Origin of the sequence: Thioclava sp. F36-7 (genome assembly GCF_002020075.1) — a bacterium.
Classification (GTDB): domain Bacteria; phylum Pseudomonadota; class Alphaproteobacteria; order Rhodobacterales; family Rhodobacteraceae; genus Thioclava; species Thioclava sediminum.
Genome location: NZ_MPZR01000003.1, coordinates 384,940 through 407,767 on the forward strand (window position 1 = coordinate 384,940; position 22,828 = coordinate 407,767).

Annotated in this window: 24 protein-coding genes and 3 riboswitches; of the genes, 8 read left to right on the forward strand and 16 right to left on the reverse strand. The window is 64.2% G+C overall.

Annotation, left to right across the window (positions count from 1 at the left end; genetic code table 11):
- Positions 1-23 precede the first annotated feature (23 nt).
- Both BMI89_RS07640 and BMI89_RS07645 read left to right on the forward strand, forming a co-directional pair.
- Positions 24-704, forward strand: a complete 681-nt coding sequence (locus BMI89_RS07640) for an amino acid ABC transporter permease (protein ID WP_075774679.1) — start codon at positions 24-26, stop codon at positions 702-704.
- Positions 701-1,486, forward strand: coding sequence for an amino acid ABC transporter ATP-binding protein (locus BMI89_RS07645; protein ID WP_078570441.1), 786 nt, complete (start codon positions 701-703; stop codon positions 1,484-1,486). Before BMI89_RS07640 ends, BMI89_RS07645 begins: the two co-directional genes overlap by 4 nt.
- Positions 1,487-1,505: 19 nt before the next feature.
- Here BMI89_RS07645 and nrdF read toward each other — a convergent pair whose 3' ends face one another.
- The 6 genes from nrdF to BMI89_RS07675 form a co-directional block, all read right to left on the reverse strand.
- On the reverse strand, positions 1,506-2,495 hold the full coding sequence (gene nrdF, locus BMI89_RS07650) for a class 1b ribonucleoside-diphosphate reductase subunit beta (RefSeq protein ID WP_078570442.1): 990 nt from the start codon (positions 2,493-2,495) through the stop codon (positions 1,506-1,508).
- An 8-nt stretch (positions 2,496-2,503) separates the two neighbouring features.
- Complete coding sequence (gene nrdE, locus BMI89_RS07655) at positions 2,504-4,663, reverse strand: class 1b ribonucleoside-diphosphate reductase subunit alpha (RefSeq protein WP_078570443.1); 2,160 nt, start codon at positions 4,661-4,663, stop codon at positions 2,504-2,506.
- The gene (gene nrdI, locus BMI89_RS07660; protein WP_078570444.1) at positions 4,645-5,067 is read right to left on the reverse strand and encodes a class Ib ribonucleoside-diphosphate reductase assembly flavoprotein NrdI; all 423 of its coding nucleotides are present in this window, start codon (positions 5,065-5,067) and stop codon (positions 4,645-4,647) included. The genes nrdE and nrdI overlap by 19 nt, the downstream gene beginning before the upstream one ends.
- 12 nt (positions 5,068-5,079) lie before the next feature.
- On the reverse strand, positions 5,080-5,301 hold the full coding sequence (gene nrdH / locus BMI89_RS07665) for a glutaredoxin-like protein NrdH (protein WP_078519183.1): 222 nt from the start codon (positions 5,299-5,301) through the stop codon (positions 5,080-5,082).
- 95 nt (positions 5,302-5,396) lie between these two features.
- A riboswitch (cobalamin riboswitch) is annotated at positions 5,397-5,592 on the reverse strand.
- 77 nt (positions 5,593-5,669) lie between these two features.
- Positions 5,670-6,719, reverse strand: a complete 1,050-nt coding sequence (locus BMI89_RS07670; RefSeq protein WP_078570445.1) for a homocysteine S-methyltransferase family protein — start codon at positions 6,717-6,719, stop codon at positions 5,670-5,672.
- Positions 6,720-6,849: 130 nt separating this feature from the next.
- Complete coding sequence (locus BMI89_RS07675; protein ID WP_078570446.1) at positions 6,850-7,155, reverse strand: hypothetical protein; 306 nt, start codon at positions 7,153-7,155, stop codon at positions 6,850-6,852.
- Between the two features lie 124 nt (positions 7,156-7,279).
- A riboswitch (cobalamin riboswitch) is annotated at positions 7,280-7,483 on the reverse strand.
- A 211-nt stretch (positions 7,484-7,694) separates the two neighbouring features.
- Between BMI89_RS07675 and ppsA the strand changes: the two genes are divergently transcribed.
- Positions 7,695-10,082: a phosphoenolpyruvate synthase gene (ppsA, locus tag BMI89_RS07680; RefSeq protein ID WP_078570447.1), complete on the forward strand. Its 2,388-nt coding sequence runs from the start codon at positions 7,695-7,697 to the stop codon at positions 10,080-10,082.
- Positions 10,083-10,169: 87 nt separating this feature from the next.
- On the opposite strand, the gene bioB is transcribed toward ppsA, so the two are convergent.
- The 3 genes from bioB to BMI89_RS07695 all read right to left on the reverse strand — a co-directional run bounded on the left by bioB (position 10,170) and on the right by BMI89_RS07695 (position 12,466).
- Positions 10,170-11,156, reverse strand: a complete 987-nt coding sequence (bioB, locus tag BMI89_RS07685) for a biotin synthase BioB (RefSeq protein ID WP_078570448.1) — start codon at positions 11,154-11,156, stop codon at positions 10,170-10,172.
- Between the two features lie 2 nt (positions 11,157-11,158).
- Positions 11,159-11,713 carry a biotin transporter BioY gene (locus BMI89_RS07690; protein ID WP_078547038.1) on the reverse strand — a complete coding sequence of 185 codons (555 nt, stop codon included), beginning with the start codon at positions 11,711-11,713 and terminating at the stop codon, positions 11,159-11,161.
- Positions 11,714-11,797: 84 nt separating this feature from the next.
- Positions 11,798-12,466: a GntR family transcriptional regulator gene (locus BMI89_RS07695; RefSeq protein ID WP_078570449.1), complete on the reverse strand. Its 669-nt coding sequence runs from the start codon at positions 12,464-12,466 to the stop codon at positions 11,798-11,800.
- A 131-nt stretch (positions 12,467-12,597) separates the two neighbouring features.
- Between BMI89_RS07695 and BMI89_RS07700 the strand changes: the two genes are divergently transcribed.
- Positions 12,598-14,667 (forward strand): ATP-binding protein, encoded by a 2,070-nt coding sequence (locus BMI89_RS07700; protein ID WP_078570450.1) that lies wholly within the window; start codon positions 12,598-12,600, stop codon positions 14,665-14,667.
- Between the two features lie 48 nt (positions 14,668-14,715).
- On the opposite strand, the gene queE is transcribed toward BMI89_RS07700, so the two are convergent.
- The 3 genes from queE to queC are packed head-to-tail and all read right to left on the reverse strand — an operon-like array spanning position 14,716 to position 16,477.
- Positions 14,716-15,426, reverse strand: a complete 711-nt coding sequence (queE, locus tag BMI89_RS07705; RefSeq protein ID WP_078570451.1) for a 7-carboxy-7-deazaguanine synthase QueE — start codon at positions 15,424-15,426, stop codon at positions 14,716-14,718.
- Positions 15,423-15,776: a 6-carboxytetrahydropterin synthase QueD gene (gene queD / locus BMI89_RS07710; protein ID WP_078570452.1), complete on the reverse strand. Its 354-nt coding sequence runs from the start codon at positions 15,774-15,776 to the stop codon at positions 15,423-15,425. The genes queE and queD overlap by 4 nt, the downstream gene beginning before the upstream one ends.
- The gene (queC, locus tag BMI89_RS07715) at positions 15,776-16,477 is read right to left on the reverse strand and encodes a 7-cyano-7-deazaguanine synthase QueC (protein WP_078570453.1); all 702 of its coding nucleotides are present in this window, start codon (positions 16,475-16,477) and stop codon (positions 15,776-15,778) included. The genes queD and queC overlap by 1 nt, the downstream gene beginning before the upstream one ends.
- Before the next feature lie 198 nt (positions 16,478-16,675).
- Positions 16,676-16,770: riboswitch (TPP riboswitch) on the forward strand.
- A gap of 61 nt (positions 16,771-16,831) precedes the next feature.
- On the opposite strand from queC, the gene thiM reads away from it, so the two are divergent.
- The 4 genes from thiM to tenA are packed head-to-tail and all read left to right on the forward strand — an operon-like array spanning position 16,832 to position 19,696.
- Positions 16,832-17,620, forward strand: coding sequence for a hydroxyethylthiazole kinase (thiM, locus tag BMI89_RS07720; protein ID WP_078570454.1), 789 nt, complete (start codon positions 16,832-16,834; stop codon positions 17,618-17,620).
- Positions 17,617-18,228, forward strand: a complete 612-nt coding sequence (thiE, locus tag BMI89_RS07725) for a thiamine phosphate synthase (RefSeq protein ID WP_078570455.1) — start codon at positions 17,617-17,619, stop codon at positions 18,226-18,228. Before thiM ends, thiE begins: the two co-directional genes overlap by 4 nt.
- A complete protein-coding gene (gene thiD, locus BMI89_RS07730) occupies positions 18,225-19,028 on the forward strand; it encodes a bifunctional hydroxymethylpyrimidine kinase/phosphomethylpyrimidine kinase (RefSeq protein ID WP_078570456.1) in 804 nt (267 codons plus the stop codon). The genes thiE and thiD overlap by 4 nt, the downstream gene beginning before the upstream one ends.
- On the forward strand, positions 19,025-19,696 hold the full coding sequence (gene tenA, locus BMI89_RS07735; protein WP_078570457.1) for a thiaminase II: 672 nt from the start codon (positions 19,025-19,027) through the stop codon (positions 19,694-19,696). Before thiD ends, tenA begins: the two co-directional genes overlap by 4 nt.
- 84 nt (positions 19,697-19,780) lie before the next feature.
- Here tenA and BMI89_RS21080 read toward each other — a convergent pair whose 3' ends face one another.
- From BMI89_RS21080 to BMI89_RS07755, 4 genes are all read right to left on the reverse strand, one after another.
- Positions 19,781-19,906 carry an SIP domain-containing protein gene (locus BMI89_RS21080; RefSeq protein ID WP_246831984.1) on the reverse strand — a complete coding sequence of 42 codons (126 nt, stop codon included), beginning with the start codon at positions 19,904-19,906 and terminating at the stop codon, positions 19,781-19,783.
- A 105-nt stretch (positions 19,907-20,011) separates the two neighbouring features.
- Positions 20,012-20,917, reverse strand: coding sequence for a 23S rRNA (adenine(1618)-N(6))-methyltransferase RlmF (gene rlmF / locus BMI89_RS07745; protein WP_078570459.1), 906 nt, complete (start codon positions 20,915-20,917; stop codon positions 20,012-20,014).
- Positions 20,918-21,136: 219 nt separating this feature from the next.
- On the reverse strand, positions 21,137-21,937 hold the full coding sequence (locus tag BMI89_RS07750; protein ID WP_210402149.1) for a lysophospholipid acyltransferase family protein: 801 nt from the start codon (positions 21,935-21,937) through the stop codon (positions 21,137-21,139).
- Complete coding sequence (locus BMI89_RS07755) at positions 21,927-22,196, reverse strand: DUF982 domain-containing protein (protein ID WP_078570460.1); 270 nt, start codon at positions 22,194-22,196, stop codon at positions 21,927-21,929. Before BMI89_RS07755 ends, BMI89_RS07750 begins: the two co-directional genes overlap by 11 nt.
- Positions 22,197-22,828: the final 632 nt, after the last annotated feature.

Genomic DNA, 22,828 nt, shown 5'->3' on the forward strand with positions numbered 1-22,828 from the left:
GAGGCTCTCGGAAAGGATCCGCTATGGCTGACTGGTTGCCCCTGATGTGGTCGTCGCTCGTGCCGCTTTTGCAGGCGACGGTGACCTTCACGATCCCGCTGACGCTTATCACCTTCACGCTGGGCCTTGCGCTCGGGCTGCTCTGCGCGGTGATCCGTCTCTTCGGTCCGCGCCCGCTGGTGTGGATCGTGCGGTTCTATGTCTGGGTGATCCGGGGGACGCCGCTTCTGGTGCAGCTGTTCCTGATCTTCTACGGGCTGCCGAGCCTCGGGATCACGCTCGATGCTTTCGTGGCGGGGCTGATCGGCTTCACGCTGAATGTCGGCGCCTACACGTCCGAGATCCTGCGCGCGGCGCTGTCATCGGTGTCCAAGGGGCAGTGGGAGGCATCCTATTCCATCGGCATGAACTGGCGGCAGACGATGACCCGCACCATCGTGCCGCAGGCCTCGCGGGTCGCGGTGCCGCCGTTGTCGAACAGCTTCATCTCGCTGGTGAAGGATACGTCGCTCGCCGCCGCGATCACCGTGCCGGAACTGTTTCAGGCGGCGCAGCGGATCGTCGCGACCACCTATGAACCTCTCGTCCTCTATGTCGAGGCGGCGCTGATCTATCTCGCGCTCTGCTCAGTCCTGTCGGCTCTGCAGGGGCGGCTCGAACGGCGCCTTGGCCAATATGGCGGCTTTCTGGAGGAACGCACATGATCGAGCTGTCCAACATCACCAAGCGGTTCGGCGAGAACGAGGTCCTGTCGGGGATTTCGCTCTCCCTGCCGGAAGGCTCCGTGACCGCGCTGATCGGCCCCTCGGGCGGCGGCAAGAGCACGCTCTTGCGCACGATCAACCTGCTGGAGGTGCCCACGCGCGGCACTCTCGCCATCGGCGACGCGTCCGTTACGCTGAGCGAAGGCGGCAAGCTGTCGCGCGCCCAGATCCAGAGCATCCGCCAGCAGACCGGCATGGTGTTCCAGAATTTCCAGCTCTTCCCGCATCGCACCGCGATCGAGAACGTGATGGAAAGCCTTGTGACCGTGCAGAACTGGCCTGCCGCGAAGGCACGCGAGCGGGCGATGTCGCTGCTCGAAAAGGTCGGCATGGCGCATAAGGCCGATGCCTGGCCCGCGACGCTTTCGGGCGGTCAGCAGCAGCGGATCGCGATTGCGCGCGCACTGGCCCCGTCGCCCAAGGTGCTGCTCTGCGACGAGCCGACCTCGGCGCTCGATCCGGAACTGGCCGCTGAGGTCGTGGACGTTCTGGCGCAGCTTGCCCGCGAGGGCACGACGATGGTGATGGCGACGCACGACCTGCGGCTGGCCTCTCAGATCGCCGAGACCGTGGTGGTGCTGGAAAGCGGCGGCGTGGTCGAGACCGGCCCGGCGCGGCAGGTCTTCGATGCGCCCGAGCGCGAGCGCACCAAGCGGTTCATCGCCACGCTGAAATCGGGCGGCGAGACCGCGCCCTTTGATACCGACCCGCGCCCCGTCTGAGGCGCGGGCGGCGGCGGGCTCAGAACGCCCAGTCCTCGTCCTCGGTCGCGACGGCCTTGCCGATCACGTAGCTCGATCCCGAGCCCGAGAAGAAGTCATGGTTCTCGTCCGATCCGGGCGAGAGCGCGGCAAGGATCGCCGGGTTCACGCGGGTGGCCTCGTCGGGGAACAGAGCCTCGTAGCCGAGGTTCTGCAGCGCCTTGTTGGCGTTGTAATGCAGGAAATGCTTCACATCCTCGGTCAGCCCCAGACCGTCATAGAGCTGCTCGGTATAGCGACCCTCGATGTCATAGAGGTCGAACATCAGCGAGAAGGCGAAATCCTTGACCTCCGCGCGCTCGGCCTCGCTCAATCGCTCCAGCGCGCGCTGGAACTTGTAGCCGATGTAATAGCCGTGGATCGCCTCGTCGCGGATGATCAGGCGGATCAGGTCGGCGGTGTTGGTCAGGCGCGCGCGGCTCGACCAGTGCATCGGCAGGTAGAAGCCCGAATAGAACAGGAAGCTTTCCAGAAAGACGCTCGCCACCTTACGTTTGAGCGGGCTGGCGGTCGCGTCATATTCGTCAAGGATCAGCCGCGACTTCGCCTGCAGATGCGGGTTCTCCTGCGACCAGCGGAAGGCCTCGTCGACCTCGGCGGTGTTGCACAAAGTCGAGAAGACCGAGGAATAGCTGCGCGCGTGCACGGCTTCCATGAAGGCGATGTTGGACAGCACCGCTTCCTCATGGGGCGTCGCGGCATCCGCCATCAGCGCGGGCGCGCCGACCGTGTTCTGGATCGTGTCCAGCAGCGTCAGCCCGGTGAAGACCCGGATCGTGAGCGTCTGTTCGTCCTCGGTCAGCTGCGACCAGCTTTGAATGTCGTTCGACAGCGGCACCTTCTCGGGCAGCCAGAAATTCGACGTCAGTCGGTTCCAGACTTCGAGGTCCTTGTCGTCCTGAAGGCGGTTCCAGTTGACGGCACGGGGGACGGGGCGCGGAACGGGGCGGGGCGTGTGCAGATCTTTCATGGCGGGCCTCACAGGGAACAGGATACGCAGCCCTGCACCTCGGTCCCCTCAAGGGCCGCTTGGCGCAGGCGGATGTAGTAGATGGTCTTGATGCCGCGCCGCCATGCGTAGATCTGGGCGCGGTTGATGTCGCGGGTCGTGGCCTCGGCGGGGAAGAACAGCGTCAGCGAGAGCCCCTGATCGACATGCTCGGTCGCCGCCGCATAGGTGTCGATGATCGCCTCGGGGCCGATCTGATAGGCGTCGCGGTAGAACTCGAGATTGTCGTTCGTCATGTAGGGCGCAGGGTAATAGACCCGGCCGATCTTGCCTTCCTTGCGAATCTCGATCTTCGCGGTGATCGGGTGGATCGAGGCGGTGGCGTTGTTGATATAGCTGATCGAGCCGGTGGGCGGCACGGCTTGCAGGTTGCGGTTCCACAGGCCGGTGTCCATCACCCGGTCCCGCAGGGCAGCCCAGTCGGCGCGCGAGGGCAGGGTGATCCCGAAGCGGTCGAACAGGGCCGTGACGGTCTCGCTCTCAGGCAGCCAGTCGCGGGTCACGTATTTCTCGAAGAAACTGCCATTGGCGTAGGCGGAGGTCTCGAACCCCTTGAAGCTGCGGCCATGCTCGTCGGCCAGCCGGTTCGACTCCGCCAGCGCGTGATAGGCCACGGCGGCGAAATAGACGGAGGTGAACTCAATCCCCTCGGGGCTGCCGTAATGGATGCGCTCGCGGGCGAGAAAACCGTGCAGGTTCATCTGGCCCAGACCGATCGCGTGGCTCTCCTCGTTGCCCTTGCGGATCGAGGGGACGGCGTTGATCGCGCTCATCTCCGACACCGCCGAGAGCGCCCGGATCGCGGCCCCGACGCTCGCGCCCAGATCGCCGCCATCCATCACCTTCGCGATGTTGAGCGAACCCAGATTGCACGAGATATCCGTGCCCATCCGCGCATAGCCCAGATCCTCGTCGAATTCCGACGGCTCGGCCACCTGCAGGATTTCCGAACACAGGTTCGACATGGTGATGCGCCCCGCGATCGGGTTGGCGCGGTTCACCGTGTCCTCGAGCATGATGTAGGGATAGCCGCTTTCGAACTGGATCTCGGCCAGTGTCTGGAAGAAGGCGCGGGCGTTGATCTTGCGTTTGCGGATGCGCGCGTCATCGACCATCTCGTGATATTTCTCGGTGACGGAAATCTCCGAGAAAGCGCGGCCATAGACCCGCTCCACGTCATGGGGCGAGAAGAGATACATCTCCTCGTTCTTCTTCGCGAGCTCGAAGGTGATGTCGGGGATCACCACGCCGAGGCTCAGCGTCTTGATCCGGATCTTCTCGTCCGCATTCTCGCGCTTGGTGTCGAGGAAACGCAGGATGTCGGGGTGATGGGCGTGCAGATAGACCGCGCCCGCGCCCTGCCGTGCGCCGAGCTGGTTGGCATAGCTGAAGCTGTCTTCGAGCAGCTTCATCACCGGGATCACCCCTGAGGACTGGTTCTCGATTCCTTTGATCGGCGCGCCATATTCGCGGATATTAGTCAGCATCAGGGCCACGCCGCCGCCGCGTTTCGACAGTTGCAGCGCCGAGTTGATGCCGCGCCCGATGCTTTCCATGTTGTCTTCCAGCCGCAGCAGGAAACACGACACGAATTCGCCGCGCGCCTTTTTGCCCGCATTGAGGAAGGTGGGCGTCGCGGGCTGGAAGCGCCCCGCCAGCATCTCCTCCATCAGGCGCATCGCCAGCGCCTCGTCGCCGCGCGCGAGCGTCAGCGCCACCATCACGACCCGGTCTTCGTAGCGTTCGAGATAGCGCTGACCGTCACGGGTCTTCAGCGTGTAGGAGGTGTAGTACTTGAACGCGCCGAGGAAGGTCGGAAAGCGGAACTTGGCGGCAAAGGCCGCGTCCCAGATCGCGCGCTGGAAGTTGCGCGAATACTGATCGAGGACGCCCGCGTCGTAATAGCCTTCCTCCACCAGATAGCCGAGCTTTTCATCCAACGAATGGAAGAACACCGTGTTCTGGTTCACATGGCGCAGGAAATATTGCCGGGCCGCCATCCGGTCGGCGTCGAAGCGGATATTGCCCTCCGCTTCATAGAGGTTGAGCATTGCGTTGAGCGCGTGGTGATCAAGCCCCGCGAATTCCGAGGCCGCGGCCCCGCTCGGTGTCACGTCGCTATCGAGCATTCCTGCCTCCAGAAGGTTTCGAGACCCGCGCGCACGCGGGCGATGTCACTGTCCGTGCCTGCCAACTCGAACCGGTAAAGCACGGGGATATTGCATTTGCGCGCCAGCAGATCGCCCGCGCAGGCGAAGAGTGCGCCGAAATTGCGATTGCCGCTGGCGATGACGCCACGCAGGCCCGCGCGGCGGGTGGGGTCGTTGAGAAAGGCGATGACGGGTTTCGCGACCGCGCCGCGCCCCTTGCCGTCGGCATAGCTCGGGCAGATCAGGACGTAGGGGCCGGAGGGCGTCGGCATCGGGGCGTCCGCCGAGACGGGCAAGCGCAGGGCGGGGAGACCCAGCCGCTCCACGAAGCGCTGCGTGTTCCCCGAGGCCGAGGAGTAATAGATCAGCTTGGCCTGTCCCATCGCGGCTAGGTCTCAGGCCAGCCGGTTGATCATGTCGGGGCGAAAGCCCGCCCAGTGATCCTCGTTCGCGATCACGACCGGGGCCTGACGGTAGCCGAGGTCCTGCACCATCTCCATCGCGGCGGCATCCTCGGTCAGGTCGATCACGTTGTAATCGATCCCCTTGGCATCGAGCGCGCGGGTCGTTGCGGTGCATTGCACGCAGGCCGGTTTCGAGTAGACGGTGATGGTCATGGTTCCTGTCCCTTTGTTTGCTGTCGGCAGCGCGGGACAAGGCTCGTGGGCAGGGCGCAAAGCACACTGCCACGCGCCCGGGCCCTCCGCCGCGGTCGTCGTCTATCTGCTCTGGCAGGTCTCCTGGCTCGCGGCTCGAGCGCCTCTGGGGCCGTCTTCCCGGCGCATCGCACCAGTGACATTCGGACTTGAGGCTCGCCGCTTACAGTTGCGGGGGCAGCGCCGGAATTTCACCGGCTTCCCTCTTCGCCTGCGGAGTGACTCGCAGGAACCAAAGCAACATCATATTGGGCGGCGAGGGATGGTCGTGTCAATATATAGATTTCCCTGCCGCGCGAAACTCTCGCGCGACAGGGCTGCGTCAAGCCTCAGGCGCCGTCGCCAAGCGCCCGGATATGCGCCGGGAGGCGGGCATTCTGGCCATACATGAAGTGGTTCTCCATGCGCTCCGAGAAGCGGCTGGCCTCGGTCTCGCGACCCACGGCCTCGGCCATCTCGCGGATATGCATCGGGCTCGCCCCGCAGCACACGCCGAGGTAATTCACTCCGATCGCCTGCGCCTCGCGCGCGAAGGCGCCGATCTCGTAGCGGTTGCAGGCCAGCGGATCGAGCGCGGTCGGGAAGGTCCGGCCATGCGGCGAGGGGCAGGTGCAGCCGTTGTGATCGGAGAGGTTGAAGAAGGTCGGTTCCTCCTTCGTGGTCCGGTAGGGCACGGGCAGGGCGCCGACATGGCAGCTCACCGCCGCGCGCACTTTGCGCAGCCACGGCATCATCGTCTGCGGCCCGCGGAAACAGTTCAGCCCGACGACATCGGCGCCCGCCTGTTCGAGCTGCTGGCAGGTCTCGACGATGCCGACCCCGTCCATCATCTCGTTGCCCGCCATCGGCGCCAGCGTTAGCACCACCGGCAGACCCGACGCCTTCGCGGCCTCCAGCGCACAGAGCGCCTCGCCCGCGTAGTAGAAGGTCTCGCCGATAATGATATCCGCGCCTTCCTCAACCGCCCATCCGATCATCTCGTCGAACATCGCGCGCACCTCGGCCTGCCGCGCCGGATCGGCCGGGTCCCAGATATTCGTGTTCGAGATATTGCCCGCCATCAGGTTGCCGGTCTTCGCATTGGCGACCTCGCGCGCGATCTTAAGCGCCGCGCGGTTGAGCGGCTCCAGCAGGTCTTCCTTGCCGATCACGCGCATCTTCTCGCGGTGGCCGTTATAGGTGAAAGCCTCGACGATATCGCTGCCGGCGCGCTGGAAATCGACATGCAGATTGCGCAGCGCCTGCGGGTATTCGAGCGCCACCTCGGGCACGAATTCCCCGGCGGTCAGATAGCCGCGCCGTTCCAGTTCGAACAGGAAGCCCTCGGCGCAGATTACCGGGCGCGCGTCGAGCAGACGGGTCAGTTTGTTGTCATTCATGGAGAGATCCTCTCAGTTCATCCATGACCATCGTTTGGAAAAGCCGAGCCTCACAGGAAACGGAGTGCCGTTTCCTGCTGCAATGGTCCTCGGCCGGGCCGCAGGATGCGACCGCAAGACGAAAAACGGGTCAGAGGCCGCGTCGGGCGCGAGCGCCGCCGCGCCGGAGCGGGGGCGGCAGCTCGATCGGCAGGGCGAAAGGCTGCGGGCTCAGCGAGTCCAGCAGCAACTCGCAGAACACCGCGACGGCAGGCGAGGTTGCGCCGAACGGATAGGCCTGCGTATGGGCGATGATCGCCGCCTTCGCATAGGGCATGTCGCCCGGTAGCCCGCCGAGCCATTCCATGTAGCCGAGCGTGCCCAGCTCACGCGCACGCAGCGGCGAGATCGGTCCTATATCGAGTTGTAGCAGTGAAAGCGTTCGTTCCAAAAGCATCGCGCCCTCCGCGCAAAAGGGCGGGAGTGGTCGCGGCACGGCGATATGCGAGGTCCGATCTGGTCCATCTCTCGTCTCTCCGTCCCAGGGCACCCCGCCCGGGTTTAAGGTGACCGAGATGCGCTAGGCGCGCATCCGAGATGGCAGGTCTCCTGACTCGCGGGTCGTAGCTTCACCGGACCTTCCCAACCTTTGCAGGTCAGTGGCGTTTCCGGTGGCGCTCGCCGCTTACAGTTGCGGGGGCAGTCACGGAGTTGGGCATCGCCCGCACCGTGTTCCCTTTTCAGCCGACCCTTTGGGGCCGGACACCATCCCGGATTTGATCGCAGGAAAATTCGGCGCTGTCCAGAACGGATTGGGGACGCGGTGGCAGCCGACTGTCGCACGGCAATTCGCGCGCGCATGTCGACGGACTGTCTTGGTCTTACGCGACGGAAGTATTTCGGGAGCGGCTTGCGAGGCCCGCGTTGACAAAGATCAAGGTCGAAATGCGCCTCTGCGATAAAGTGCCGGCAGGTGCAAACAGGGGAGGCGAGCTCATGGCCACGAAGAAAGAAGTCATTCCTTTCGATAGCTTACGCCGCGAGGATGTCGCGCTTGTGGGCGGCAAGAACTCTTCGCTTGGCGAGATGGTGCAGGAGCTTGGCGCCAAGGGCATTCAGGTCCCGCCGGGCTTTGCCACCACATCCGACGCCTACCGGATGTTCCTCGATGAAAACAATCTGACCGAAACCATCGCGGGCTATCTCGCGGATTACGATGCGGACAAGATCAGCCTTCACGTCGCGGGTCAGAGCATTCGCGACACGATCGTGGCCGGAGATTGGCCAGCCTCGACCGAGGCCGCGATCCGGCAGGCTTACCGCGATCTGTCGAAGCGGGCAGGGGTGCCTGAGGTCTCCGTCGCCGTGCGCTCGAGCGCCACGGCCGAAGACCTCCCCGATGCCAGTTTTGCCGGTCAGCAGGAGACCTACCTGAACGTTTCGGGCGAGGAGGAGCTTCTGACCGCCTGCCGCAAGTGTTACGCCTCGCTCTTCACCGACCGCGCGATCACCTATCGCAAGCTCCGTGGGTTCAATCATCTCGATGTCGCGCTCTCCGTGGGCGTTCAGCAGATGGTGCGCTCCGATATCGGCGGGTCGGGCGTGATGTTCTCGATCGACACCGAAACCGGATTCGACAAGGTCGTGCTGATCAGCGCGGCCTGGGGCTTGGGCGAGAATGTCGTGCAAGGCGCGGTCACGCCCGACGAGTTTCAGGTATACAAGCCCTTCCTTGGCAAGGCAGGCGTCAAACCGATCATCGAGAAGAAGCTCGGGGCGAAAGAGATCAAGATGATCTATGCCGGGCCGGACGCCCCGAACCCGGTGCGCAACGTGCCGACATCGAAAGCTGAGCGCGGGAAGTTCGTCCTGTCGGATGACGAGGTGCTCGACCTCGCGCAGCAAGCGGCCACCATCGAAGCGCATTACGGCCAGCCGATGGATATGGAATGGGCCAAGGACGGTGTGACGGGGAAGCTGTTTATCGTGCAGGCGCGCCCCGAGACGGTGCAGTCGCGGGTCTCTGCGGGATCGCTCCGGCGCTACACCATCGGCGCGCATGGCCCGGTCGTGGTCAGCGGCCTGTCGGTCGGCGAGCAGGTCGCGACCGGGCGGGTCTGCCTGATCGAAGACGTCAAGGATATCGACGATTTCGTGGACGGCTCGGTCCTCGTCACCTCGACGACGGACCCCGACTGGGTGCCTGTGATGAAACGGGCCTCTGCCATCATCACCGACCACGGCGGCAGAACCAGCCACGCCGCCATCGTCAGCCGCGAATTGGGCGTGCCCGCCATCGTCGGCTGTGGCGATGCGACGCATGTGCTGCATGACGAGCAGGAGGTGACCGTCTGCTGCGCCGAAGGGGACGAGGGCCGGGTCTATGACGGCTTTGCCGAGTTCACGGTCGAAGATCTGAACCTCGACGCGGTGCCGGAGACCAAGACCAAGGTCATGCTCAACCTCGCCAACCCAGCCATCGCCGCGCGCTGGTGGCGGCTGCCGATCGACGGTGTCGGTCTCGCGCGGATGGAATTCGTGATCTCGAACACGATCCGGGTCCATCCGATGGCGCTGCTGCATTTCTCCGATATCCGGGAGGCCGAGGTGCGGGAGGAAATCGAAACGCTCACAAGGGGATACGAGGACAAGGCCGAGTATTTCGTCGATCAGCTGGCGCTTGGCCTGTCCCGGATCGCCGCCGTGGCCTACCCGAACCCGATGATCCTGCGGCTGAGCGATTTCAAGACGAACGAATATGCCGACCTGCTTGGCGGGCGGCAATTCGAGCCCGTGGAATCCAACCCGATGATCGGCTGGCGCGGCGCCTCGCGCTATTACGATCCTGCCTATGTCGAGGGGTTCCGGCTCGAATGCCGGGCGATCCGGCGGCTGCGCGAAGAGGCAGGCTTCGACAATGTGCTGGTGATGGTTCCGTTCTGCCGCACGCCCGAGGAAGCCGACCGCGTGCTGGCGGTGATGGCCGAGGAAGGGCTGGTGCGTGGATCGAACGGTCTGCAGATCTACGTGATGTGCGAAGTGCCCTCGAACGTCATCCTCGCCGAGGAATTCGCCAAGCGGTTTGACGGCTTCTCCATCGGGTCGAACGATCTGACGCAGCTGACCTTGGGCATCGACCGCGACAGCGACCGGCTCGCGCCTCTGTTCGACGAACGTCACGCCGCCGTTCAGTGGATGATCCGGAGCGTCATCGAAAGAGCGCATGGCGTGGGCGCGAAGGTCGGGCTCTGCGGTCAGGCGCCGTCGAACTACCCGGAATTCGCCCGCAGGCTGGTGGAGTTCGGGATCGACTCGATATCGGTGACGCCGGACAGTTTCCTGAAGGTCAAAGGCCACGTCGCGGAGGCGGAAGGTCAACGCTGACCCGACCGTGAACCCGCGGGACGCGTCCGTATGCGTCGGGGCCAGAGCTTAACCGTCTCGGGCGCGGTGCCCGAGACGGTCGCGCGCTCAAGCCACGGGTGCCGGTTCGGCGCTCGGCTTCGCGGGGGCCACATGCATGCCCAGCCGCGCCAGCAGGTCCTGATCTCGCCAGGCTGCGGGGTTGTCCGTGGTCAGAAGCTGATCGCCCACGAAAATCGAGTTCGCGCCCGCGAGGAAGCACAGCGCCTGCCAGGCGTCGCTCATCCCGGTGCGGCCTGCCGAGAGCCGCACCACCGACGCGGGCATCAGAATCCGCGCGAGCGCGACGACCCGCACCAGCGCGAAAGGGTCGACCGGCTCGGCGTTCTTTTGCACCGGCACGCCGTCGATCTCGTTCCAGAGGTTGATCGGCACGCTGTCCGGGTGCGCGGGCAGGGTGGCGAGCGTCACCAGCATGGCGATCCGATCCGCCTCGGCCTCGCCCATGCCCAAGATCCCACCGCAACAGACCCGAATGCCGCCTTTGCGCACATTTTCGACCGTATCGAGTCGATCCTCCATGGTGCGGGTCGTCGCGATCTCCTGGTAATAGTCCGGCGACGTGTCGATGTTGTGGTTGTAGAAATCCAGCCCCGCCGCCTTCAGCTTCTCGACCTGCTGCGGCGAGAGCATGCCCAACGTCATGCAGGTCTCCAGCCCCAGATCGGAGACGCCGCGCACCATCTCGCACAGCGCATCCATGTCGCGATCCTTCGGGCTGCGCCACGCCGCGCCCATGCAGAACCGTTGCGCACCTGAGGCCTTCGCGCGTCGTGCCGCGCTCAGAACCTCTTCGGTCTTCATCAGCTTGGTGGCTTTCACGCCGGTCTCGTAATGCGCGGATTGGGAGCAATACCCGCAATCTTCCGGGCAGCCGCCGGTCTTGATCGACAGCAGGCTCGCGGTTTCGATCGCGCTCGGGTCGAAATGGGCGCGGTGAACCGTTTGCGCCCGGTGAAGAAGCTCGGGGAAGGGCAGGTCGTGGATCGCTTTCGCCTGCGCCATGCTCCAATCGTTTCTGATGCCTCCCGCCATGATTACGCGCGCTCCTTCAGGCGAGTGAGGCCTGTTGCGAGACCGCTGGCAATTGCGATCTTGACCAGATCCCCGGGAACGAACGGCACGACGCCGGTTGCGAGAAGTTTTGACGCGGGCACGAAATTGGCGAGCCAGGCGAGGCCCGCGGCATAGACCACGATCAGCCCTGCAAGCATCGCCAGCGCTCTGCCGAGCCAGCCTCGACCTTGTGCGAGCACGCTGATCATGGGCGCCGCCAGCAGAAAGCCCAGCAGGTAGCCCCCGGTTGGTCCCATCATGTAGGCCAGTCCGATGCCGCGCTCGGGTGTGCCCGAGAAGACCGGCGCTCCCATAGCGCCCATCATGAGATAGGTGGCCATTGCGGCAGCCGCCATTCTGGGGCCGACGCTCGCTGCTATGAAGAAGACCGCAAGCGTGTGCAAAGTCATCGGCACGGGCCAGAAAGGCACCTGAAGCTTCGCGCCGAGTGTGATCAGGGCAGCGCCGCAAAGCGCGACGCCAAGGCCGCGCCAGAGAGTGTGGGTGAGCTTCTGGGAAGTGTCGAAAACCGTCATTGAACCTGTCCTCAGTCGATAGTTGGAATTTCTATCTATGACTATGCAGGCACATCCGGAGCTATCAATTGAAGTTATAGATAATTAGCCAGAAATCACGTAAGTCTCGTGTGCTTCGGCATTTTTTATCGATGACTTGCGTTTTCCTATCCAGCCGACATGGCGTGCCAAGGTTGCGCAGGCCAGGTCTGTTTGCCCCTTGTGAAGGGCGGTGATGATGATCCGGTGATCATGGTCCGAGCGGGCTTCCCAGTCGCGACGCCAGGCAGCAAAAAGGAAGCGTGCGCTGGTCGTCTGCAGATTGTCGATCGTCTCCAGAAGTCGTGGCATCCCGCAGGGTGTCAGGATCAATCGATGGAACTGGCGGTTCGCAGCCTCCCAATCACGGACGGTTCTGGCGCTGTCGCCGATCCGCGTAACCTGTTCAGCTTTTTGGAGAATCGCGCGTGTCATGTTCGGGGCCGCATGGCGCAGCGCCAAGGGTTCGAGGCTGGCGCGCATCTCCGCCACTTCGCGCAGTTCGGCCACGTCGAACTCGGTCACACGAAAGCCGCGGCGCGCCTCACTCTCGGCCAATCCGCGCGCCTGCAATTCGCGAAAGGCTTCGCGCACCGGGACGTGGCTCGCGCCGAACTCGCTCGCGATATGGTCCTGTCTCAGCCGGGCGCCGGGCGGAATCTCTCCGGAAATGATACGATCCGAAAGTATCCGCGCGATGCGCTGCGAATGTGTTTCATGGGGTGTCTCTGTCATACTTTATAGATAATTTTTCTCGCGGCAATTCGTCCACCCCCATTCATGTACCGGAAACATGTTTGTAAGATTAAGGAAAAGATATATCTCTGGGCAGTGGTGGAGACGCATTAACCTGCATTGGATCTTATGTGACCTGGCAAGAAGCTTTCCGGCGTGATGCGCTCGGAACTGAGGACGACGCGGCTCCCGATGCCGGCTACAAGGCCCTGATGGAGCTGATCGATGACGGATTCTGCGTCATCCAGTTCATCGACGGGCCCAGAGGTCCCCTCAGCGACTATGTCCATATCGAAGCCAATTCCGGCTACGAAAGACATACCGGGATCGACGGTATCGTCGGCAAGACCGTGTTCGATGTCGCCCCGCAAGACGGGGCCGAGTGGGTCAAAATCTACGGCGAAGTGCTCAGAACCGGAGAGCCTCTGAGGTTCGAGCGCGAGTTCGTCGAGGCCGGGCGGCATATCGAGGTTTCCGCGACGCGGGTGGAGCCCGCCGCGAAAGCGCAGGTCGCGGTTCTGTTTCGCGATATCACCGAGCGCAAACGCAAAGAGCGCGAACTACGCGAAAGCCAGCGCCGCGCGGAAAAGAGTGCATGTCACGTCGCACGCGCGCTCTCGGCCGGGGCGATCCTTGGCACCTGGGTTTGGTATCTCGACAGCGAAACCTTCGATCTCGATGAAGAATTCTCGCGCAGCATGGGGCTCGATCCCGCGCAAGGCGCTGCAGGTCTGACAATCGACCAGATTGTCGTGAACGTTCATGAGGACGACAAGCCGGGGCTGATGGCGGCGATCGATCGCGCCACGCAGCAGACGACGCCGTATGCATATCAGTTTCGCGTCAAGCGGGCCGACGGGCTGTATCACTGGGTCGAAGCCAATGGCCGGATGGAGGCCGAAACGCCGCGCATCTTCGCAGGCGTTCTGATGGATCTCGATGACCGGCGCGCCATTCTCGAAGAGCGCGACAAGGCGGCTGCGGCACTGTCCAGGCTGAATGAAACCCTCGAGCAGCGCGTCGAAGAGCAGACCGCGAAGCTCATGCAGCGGGAGGGAGAGCTCCGGCAGGCCCAGAAAATGGAGGCCGTCGGGCAGTTGACCGGGGGGCTCGCCCACGATTTCAACAATCTCCTCACGGCGATTTCCGGGTCGCTCGACTTCGTCGCGAAGCGGCTCGAAGACGGGCGTCGCGAGGAAATTCTGCGTTATCTCGAAGCCGCGCAAGCGTCGACCGAACGGGCTGCCAGCGTCACACAGCGTTTGCTCGCCTTCTCGCGTCAGCAGTCGCTGATGCCCAAGCCGACCGACGTGCCGCAACTGGTCCGCAGCATGGAGGACCTGATGCGGCACTCCATCGGGCCGCATATTCTGGTAAGGGCGGAGGACGACGCAGAGGCCTGGCCCGCGATGGTCGACCCGAACCAGCTTGAGAGCGCGCTTCTCAATCTCTGCATCAATTCGCGCGATGCGATGCCCGATGGTGGCACGATCACGATCAGCACGACCAACGAGGTCATCGAGACCGATAACTCGGAGCTTCCGCCCGGCGACTACCTGCGTCTGTCCGTGCACGACACCGGAACGGGAATGACTTCGGAGGAAATCTCGAAAGCCTTCGATCCCTATTTCACGACGAAGCCCAGCGAGAAGGGCACCGGCCTCGGGCTTTCGATGGTCTACGGGTTCGCGCGCCAAAGCGGCGGATGCGCGACGATCGACTCCGAACTGGGGAAGGGGACGACCGTGAACATTTTCCTCCCGCGCTCGGTCGAGACGGTCGCGCGCGCCGAAGCGGACCTGCCTGTAAGCGAGGAGCCCGCCACAGGGGGCGGACACACGATCCTTGTCGTGGACGATGAGGCGATCGTGCGTTTCGTCGTCGTGGAGGCGTTGGAAGAGGCAGGCTTCACGGTCTACCAGGCGGCCCATGCGGCGGCCGGGCTTCAGGTGCTGCAGGACCAGCCCGAGGTGACGCTTCTCCTGACGGATATCGGCTTGCCGGGCGGCATGACGGGCCGGGAATTCGCGGCCCGGGCGCGCGAAGCGCGAGAAGATCTGAGGGTGATGTTCATGACCGGCTATGACGAGGAAGCGGCAACGGCTACGACGCTTACGGATACTGAAGTCTTGCTGAAGCCGTTCGATTTCGACGAAATGGTGCGTCGCGTCACGAGTTTCGCGAACCGCGGTCCTGCGTGACGCGGGTCGCGCCCGAGTGATGTTCGGGGCGTCCGACCCGAGGTTGGATCAAACGCCGCGCTTGTTGCCCCAGATCAGAACATGCAGCTGCGGCAGGATGCGGGGCGCGAACCAGCCGTCCGCCATAGCGGTGTCCGTCAGCCAGCCAAGCCGGTCGGCCAGACCCTGCGGATCGACCGGAACCTCCGGGTCGACCTCGGGATTGCCCGGCTGAAGAAAGAGCGGCAGATCCGGGTGGCGGGCATGGGCAGACTTGGCCCAGTCGTAATCCGCGCGGTCGAAGATCACGATCTTCATCACGGTGCTGCGGGCCGAACCTCCGGCCGCCACGCACGCGGCAAAGGCGTCCCAATCGACCTGCTCTCCGCTCGAAGGCGGCTTCGGCGACAGCACCAGCGTATCCAGATCGCCGAACCAAGGCCGCGCGACAGAGCCCTGCGTCTCGCAGGCGAAGCGGTAGCCAGCGGCTCGCCCGAGCGCGATCAGCGGTCCGAAATCCTGAATGGCCGGGTTTCCGCCGCTGAGCGAGATCGTCAGTGGCCGGTCGCCAGACAGCCGACGCAGCTCGGCCCAGACATCCTCGGAACTCATCGGCGCCCATGTGTGGCGATAGGCGCTGTCCACCGCGTGGAGGCTGTCGCACCACGAGCAGCGGTAGTCGCAGCCGCCCGCGCGCACGAAGAGCGTGGGCTCGCCGATCAGCGCGCCTTCGCCCTGAATGGTCGGGCCGAAAATCTCGGCGATGCGAAGGGTGGTCATGGACGATACTCGGCCCAGGTCTTGGGCGTCTCGCTGACCAGCGCCGCACTGGTTTCGGGCCATCGTGCCTTGCACCAGTCGTAGAAATGCTTGGCCATGTTCTCTGCGGTCGAGGGCACGTCCATCACGTCGTTCAGGTGCCGGTGATCGAAGGTGTCGTCGATATAGGTCTTGAGCGGTTTCAGATCGTGATAGTCGCGCACGAACCCGTTCTCATCGAGCTTCGCGGCAGCCAGTTCGACGACCACGATGTAATTATGCCCGTGCAGCCGTGCGCATTGATGATCTTCGGGCAGATGCGCAAGCTGGTGCGAGGCGGAGAAGTGGAATTCCTTGCGGATACGGAACATCAGCGGGCCTCCTTCTCGGCGACGGCCTTGGCCCAGAAATCGGGATCGGCATAGGCGGTCGGGTCCGCGACGCCCGCAAGATGGAACGCCTCGCGCCGCTCGACGCAGGTGCCGCAGCGCCCGCAATGCACATCGCCACCTTTGTAGCACGACCACGTCTCGGCGAACGGCGTGCCGTGTTTCGCGCCCTCGGCCACGATGTCGGCCTTGGAGCGATGCACGAAAGGCGTCTCCAGCCGCACATCGGCATAACCGTCGAGCGCCATGCGCTGCATTGCATCGAAAGCCTCGGTGAAGGCGGGTCGGCAATCCGGATAGATGAAGTGATCGCCCCCATGCACCGCAGTCGCCACCGCTTCGTCGCCATTCGCGGCGGCCACACCGAAGCCGATGGCCAGCATGATCGCGTTGCGGTTCGGGACAACGGTGATGCGCATCGTTTCTTCGGCGTAATGCCCGTCGGGCACGTCGATATCGTCGGTCAGCGCCGATCCGGTCAGCGCGGCCCCGATCGGGCGCATGTCGATGAGGTGATGCGGCACGCCAAGGCGGTGCGCGGCGGCGGCGGCGTAATCAAGCTCCTTGCGGTGCCGTTGGCCGTAATCGAAGGAGACGAGCCGCGTGAGATTGCCCTCAGCGGCGACGATATGGGCGAGCGATACGGAATCGAGTCCGCCCGAGCAGATGACCAAAGTCTTCATATTTGAACCCTTGTTTTGATGACCGGGTAGGCTGCGACCGGTTGAGCGGGCCTCTAAAGGATGGGGCAGGGCTCTGCAAGAGCGGCGCGCCGGATAGATTGCAACGATCGCGCGATTGGACAGACGCGGACCATTGAGGCACTGCCGCTTGTCGTCACACCGCTTGACGGGGGGGCTCCGACGGTGTCACCTCTTTGGGCGAAGCGACAGGGGCGCTCGGGCAACCGGGCTGAGACGAACCCTTAGAACCTGAACCGGATAATGCCGGCGGAGGGAGGCGCGTGAGACGGTCAGGCGCAGTCCCGCCTTCGCCCCCTCGCACACCTCCTGCTGCCGGCAGCCAAGGAGAGTGCGATGGAAGACCCCGGACAATATCTCGCAAAGATGCGGCAGACCGCACCGCTCGTTCACAACATCACCAACTATGTCGCGATGAACGTGATGGCGAATGTGCTGTTGGCCTCGGGCGCTTCGCCCGCGATGGTCCATGCGCGCGAGGAGGCGGCCGAATTCGCCGGTCTCGCGCAGGCGCTCAGCATCAATATCGGCACGGTGTCGCCCATCTGGGCCGAGGCGATGGAGGCGGCGGCCACGGTGGCGCGCGCCAAGGATATTCCGTGGGTGCTCGACCCGGTCGCGGTCGGCGCGACGGATTATCGGCGCGCGCTTAGTGCGCATCTCGTGGACCTGCGTCCGACGGTGATCCGCGGCAACGCGTCGGAGATCCTTGCGCTTGCGGGCGAGGCTGGCGCGGGAAAAGGGGCGGATTCCACCGAGAGCGTTGCGACGGCTGAAGGCGCCGCGCGGGCCTTGGCGCGCCATAGCGGGGCCGTGGTCGCAGTGACCGGCGCGGTGGATTTCGTGACTGACGGCACGCGGGCCGCGCGGGTTGCGAATGGCCATGCGATGATGCCCCGCGTGACCGCTTTGGGCTGTTCGCTCACCGGTGTGGTCGCCGCCTTTCTGGCAGGCCAGCCCCGGTTCGAGGCGGTTCTCGCGGCGTTGGCCTATTTCGGGCTTGCGGGAGAGCGCGCGGGCGCGACCGCCCAAGGTCCGGGCAGCTTTCAGGTCGCCTTCCTCGATGCGCTCCATGCCATCGACGCCGAGGCGCTGACCGCTGGCGCGCGGATCGAACCCGCATGATCCCGCCCATCTGTTTCGTCACCGACCCGGACGCCCCGCAGCCCGTGATCGCGCAGGCGATCGCTGCGGCTGAGGGCGGCGCGGGCTGGGTGCAGCTGCGCGACAAGACGCTCCCCGATGCGGAGTTCGCAGCACTCGCCCGGACGCTGATCTCGGCGCTCGCCCCCTATGACGTCCCGCTGATCGTGAACGACCGGGTCGCGGTGGCCATCGAGATCGGCGCCGTCGGGCTGCATATCGGCCAGAGCGATGGCGACCCCGCCGCGATCCGCCGCCGGATCGGGCCCGACACGATCCTTGGCCTCTCGATCGAGACCGAGGCGCAGATCGGCGCAGTCCCCCCGGGAGTCGACTATCTCGGCGTCGGGCCGATCCATGCGACCGGCTCGAAGCCCGACCACGCCGCCCCGATCGGCCATGCGGGCTTTGCCGCGATCGCCGCACGCACGGACCTCCCCTGTCTCGCGATCGGCGGAGTCACTGCCGCTGACGCTCCCGCGATCCGCGCCGCGGGCGGTGCCGGTCTTGCCGTGATTTCCGCCATCTCGCGCGCGCCTGACATGGCGCGCGCCACCCGAACCCTGCGCAGCGCATGGAGCGACCTATGATCCCCAATATCCTCACCATTGCAGGCTCCGACCCATCGGGCGGGGCGGGCATTCAGGCCGATATCAAGGCCATTTCCGCCAATGGCGGCTATGCGATGAGCGTGATCACGGCTCTGACCGCGCAGAATACGCGCGGCGTGCAGGCGGTCAGCCTGTGCGACACCGGTCTGATCGCGGCGCAGATGGCCGCGCTGCGCGACGACATTCGGATCGACGCGATCAAGATCGGGATGCTCGGCGATGCCGCGATCATCGAGACCGTGGCTGAGGGGCTGGCGGGGCTTGAGTGTCCAGTGGTGCTCGACCCGGTGATGGTCGCGAAAGGCGGGGATCGGCTGCTGGCAGAGGCGGCGGTGACTGCGCTGCGCAGCCTGCTGCCGCGCGCCGATCTGATTACGCCGAACCTGCCCGAGGCCGCCGATCTGCTGGGGTGTGCCGAGGCTAATAGCTTCGATGAGATGCGCGAACAGGCCCACGCGCTGCGCGATCTCGGGTCGCGTGCGGTGCTGCTGAAAGGCGGGCATCTGCAGGGCGATCAAAGCCCGGACCTGCTGGTCACCGCGCGGGACGATGTTTGGCTGAATGCGCCGCGCATCGCGACGCGCAACACGCATGGCACCGGCTGCACTCTGTCCTCGGCGCTGGCCACATGGCTCGGCGCAGGCTTGCCGCTGCCGGACGCGACACGCCGTGCGAAGGCCTATCTGAGCGCTGCGATTGCCGGTGCGGATCGGCTGTCCGTCGGCTCGGGCCACGGGCCGGTGCACCATTTCCACGCTTTTCAGGAGGACAGCCAATGAGCTTCACCCAAGACCTCGCGCAGGCGACCGCGCCGCTGCGCCGCCAGATCCACGACATGCCCTTCAATCGCGAATTGGCGGAGGGTCGCCTCGATCCGGAAACGTTCCAAGGCTACATCATTCAGGACGCCCATTACCTCGAAGGCTTCGCCCGGGCCCTCGCACTCGCCGCCGCGAAGGCCCCCGATGCGCCGACCGTCGCGCAGCTCTCGGGCTCGGCGGCAGGCGCGATCGCGGTCGAGCGGGAGTTGCACGCGCATTACATGGGGCTGTTCGGCGTCTCGGCCGACGATTTCGCGAAGATCGAGCCCTCAGCCGCCTGCGATCACTACGTGTCCTTCCTTCTGCGCAGTGCCACGACCGGCGATTTTCCCGAGGCGGTGGCGGCGCTACTCCCCTGCTTCTGGATTTACCGCGATATCGGCCGGGAAATTGCGCAGTTCAGCGGGGACGCGAACCCTTATGCCGCCTGGATCGCGACCTATTCGGGCGAGGCTTTCGATCAGAGCGTGGAACGGATGCTGGCGCTGACCGACAGGCTGGGCGCGAAGGCCGATGACGCCGCCCGCAAGCGGATGCACCGCGCCTTCGCCCGCAGTTGCTGGCACGAATGGCGGTTCTGGGACAGCGCTTACCACCGCGAAAGCTGGCGGCGGCCTGCGGCTTGAGTGTCGCGGGCCCGGTTCCCGGCCCGCGTCGGAAATCCCAGCGCGGGCCTGCGCCTCTCACAGGTCCTTCGCCGAGCCGTCGGCCTATCCGGCAATCCAGTATCCTGCCGCCTTCAGCCATTCCTTCGGATGACCGCGGGCGGTCAGATCGTCACGCAGCGCGCGGGCGACGCTGGCTTCGGCGGCGATCCAGAAAAATGTCCGCGGCATTCGCGCGACGCGCCCAGAGCGCGACGTGATCCGAAGTCCTTTCGAATGCGCCCGTCGCGCGAGAGCAGGCGCCATCCCTAGCGTCCTGCCGACGAACCCGACCCACTATAGGGATCGCTGTGCTTCGGGGTAATAGGTCCAGGCGATGAACCGGCTTGTCTTCTGCCCCTGCGCCATTTCGACGACCCTGGACTCGGCAACCCTCGCTTTGCGCAGCAGTCTGGAAATGGGCTGCAGGTTGTCTTTCTTCGACACCAGAGAGGTGAACCACAGGCATTGATCGGCGACGTCCATGCTCTGCTCGATCATTCTGGCGATGAAGCCGATCTCGCCGCCGGGGCACCAGAGTTCGGCGTTCTGGCCGCCAAAATTGAGTTTCTTCGAGTGACCTTTCCCCAAATTCCGCCACTTGCGCTGGGTGCCTTTGTCCGCCTGCTCGATGGACGCATGAAACGGCGGATTGCACAGGGTGACATGGAAGATGTCGTCGGGACCGATCACGCCTTCGAAGATGTCCTCCGGATCGAACTGGCGTCTGAGGCTGATGTTCAGACCGTTGCGGTCGCAAATCTCGGCCGCCGACTTGATCGACACCGGATCGATATCGACGCCGGTGAACTCCCAGCCATATTCATGCTGTCCGGTCAGCGGGTAGACGAGGCTGGCGCCGGTCCCGATATCCAGAGCCTTGATCTCGGGCCCGTGCGGGGTCTCATGACCGTTACACTCGGCCAGAAGATCCGCCAGATAGTGGATGTAATCGACACGGCCGGGGATCGGAGGGCATAGGTAAGAGGCCGGAATATCCCAGAAATCGATGTCGTAATGCGTCCGCAAGAGCGCCCGGTTGAGCATGCGGACCGCATCCACGTCCGAAAAGTCGATCGTCATCCGTCCGCGCGGGTTTCTTGTGGTAAATGCTTCCAGCTCCGGGGTTTGCACGATCAGACGCTCAAAGTCGTACCCAGCCCGGTGTTGATTGCGTGGGTGCAACATCGGTTTGGTGGCCATGGAAAGAACCTTCATGCATAGCGGTGGGGGCCGCGCGTCCAACAGGATGTCGATCCTAGGACTTCATCGCCGCGTGAGAAATGCCTGATCGGCCCGCGTGTCACCGATATCAATATGTCTGGGATGTGTCGCGGTCGGAAATTCGAAGCTCGATAGGCACGGGGCCAGCAGGGCCGCCTCACAAGAGGCGAGAGCGGCCCAATGCCAAAAGGGCGCGACCTATTTTCCGTTGTCGCTCAGAGCAGTGCAGGGGGGCAGGCGGTCTTTCTCGACATTGAGAAGTTCTTCGACCTGCGCGCTCACCTCGGCGCCCGGAAGCCCGGGCGGGATCGCCGGGAAATAGGCGACGGTGATCGTGCCCCCGGTCTTCACGTCCCTGCGCCAGACATGGCCCGCGTTATGCGCAACCGGCACGATCGGCAGGCCGAGCTTGCGATAAAGCGCGATCAGGCCCGGCTGGAATTCGCAGCGATCAGTCACGCCGACCCGTGTGCCTTCGGGGAAGATCAGGATCGAGCGGCCTTTGGCAGCCTCTTCGCGCGCCTGGGTGATCATCCCGGCAAGGGCGCGCCCGCCGCCGCTGCGGTCGATCAGGATCATCGGCGAATGTTCGAGGAACCAGCCGAAGATCGGGATACGCCGCAATTCGTGTTTCGCGATGATGCAGACATCGGGCACGAGCTGGTTGAAGGCCAGCGTCTCCCATGTGGATTGGTGGTTGCAGACATAGATGCAGGGGCTGTCGAGATGCTTGTTCTCGAGCCCTTGCTCGCGCACGCGCAACCGCAGGATCCCGCGTGCGAGCGCGAAGACCCCGCCGGTCCAGACCCGCACGGCGGCGCGCACGAGACGGGGGCGCCGCGCCAGCGCAAGAACCGGGATCATCGGCGCTTGCAGTGCCGTCCACGCCCCGAAGGCTACGTCGAAGAGCTTCGACCGCAGGCCTTCGAACCGCGGGGCCGAGCCGGCCCGTCCGCGTCGCGCGCGCGACGCCGTATGTGCTGTGTGATCAGGCTGCAATCGGGTGATCCATCGTTTCGAATGGTGAAAAGCCGGCGGTGGTCGCGGCCCCGAGGAACGCGCTGCGCGCGTCGCCCACGGTGCCCAGACATTCCATGGCCGCTTCGACGCGGTCAATTGCACGGATCTGTGCGGTATCAGTGACCGGCCATTTCTCGCGCAGCCAGTACTGCACCTGTTCGATGGTGCTGAAGGTTTTAACGTCGCCGTCCGGCGACACGACGAGGGAGATGGGTTTGCCCCAGTAAATTTCGATCAAGGTTCGTATCTTTCTAAGCGGTCGTGACGGCTCCGATTTGAACGGTCGCGCGATCACGGAGGCATAGTGCGGGCTAAGCCGTTTCTATGCGGTGAATTAGGTCTGCGCGCGAGGGCGCGCCGGTTTGGTATCCCAAGCGGATCGCGAGGCGTCAGCGTCAATGCGCGCGGATCGCGGTCCGGCCCCTCTGACATGCGAAGCTCTCGTGGAGGTCGCGAGGGGCAGAAATTGCGGTATCGACCAAGTTCATCCCGGTAGGAGGGCTGAATGGGTTGGTCTGCTCGAACGGCGTCACGACACCATGGGCCGATGGGAAGCTCCTTTTCCTTACTGCCGCCTTTGAAAAGTTGCGGCCCGACAAAGCTCAAGATCGTCGCTGAGCCGGGAGGAACAGGGTCCGAGAATTAAGATATGCGAGTGCAGACATAAGGGATTTGCGCCCAAATTACGAGGAAATTGCGTTTCGGCACCGGAATTTTCGCGCAACGGCTTGATTGTACGAGATATAAATTGCGCGCTCGGAAAGACGTGGCCGTGCGTGCCGTTCGCTCGCTGCTGATTTCCTTTGCAAAAGGGGCCGCGGTCACTTAGGTATACCGGACTACGCTCGTCTCATCTGTAATTTCTCTTCT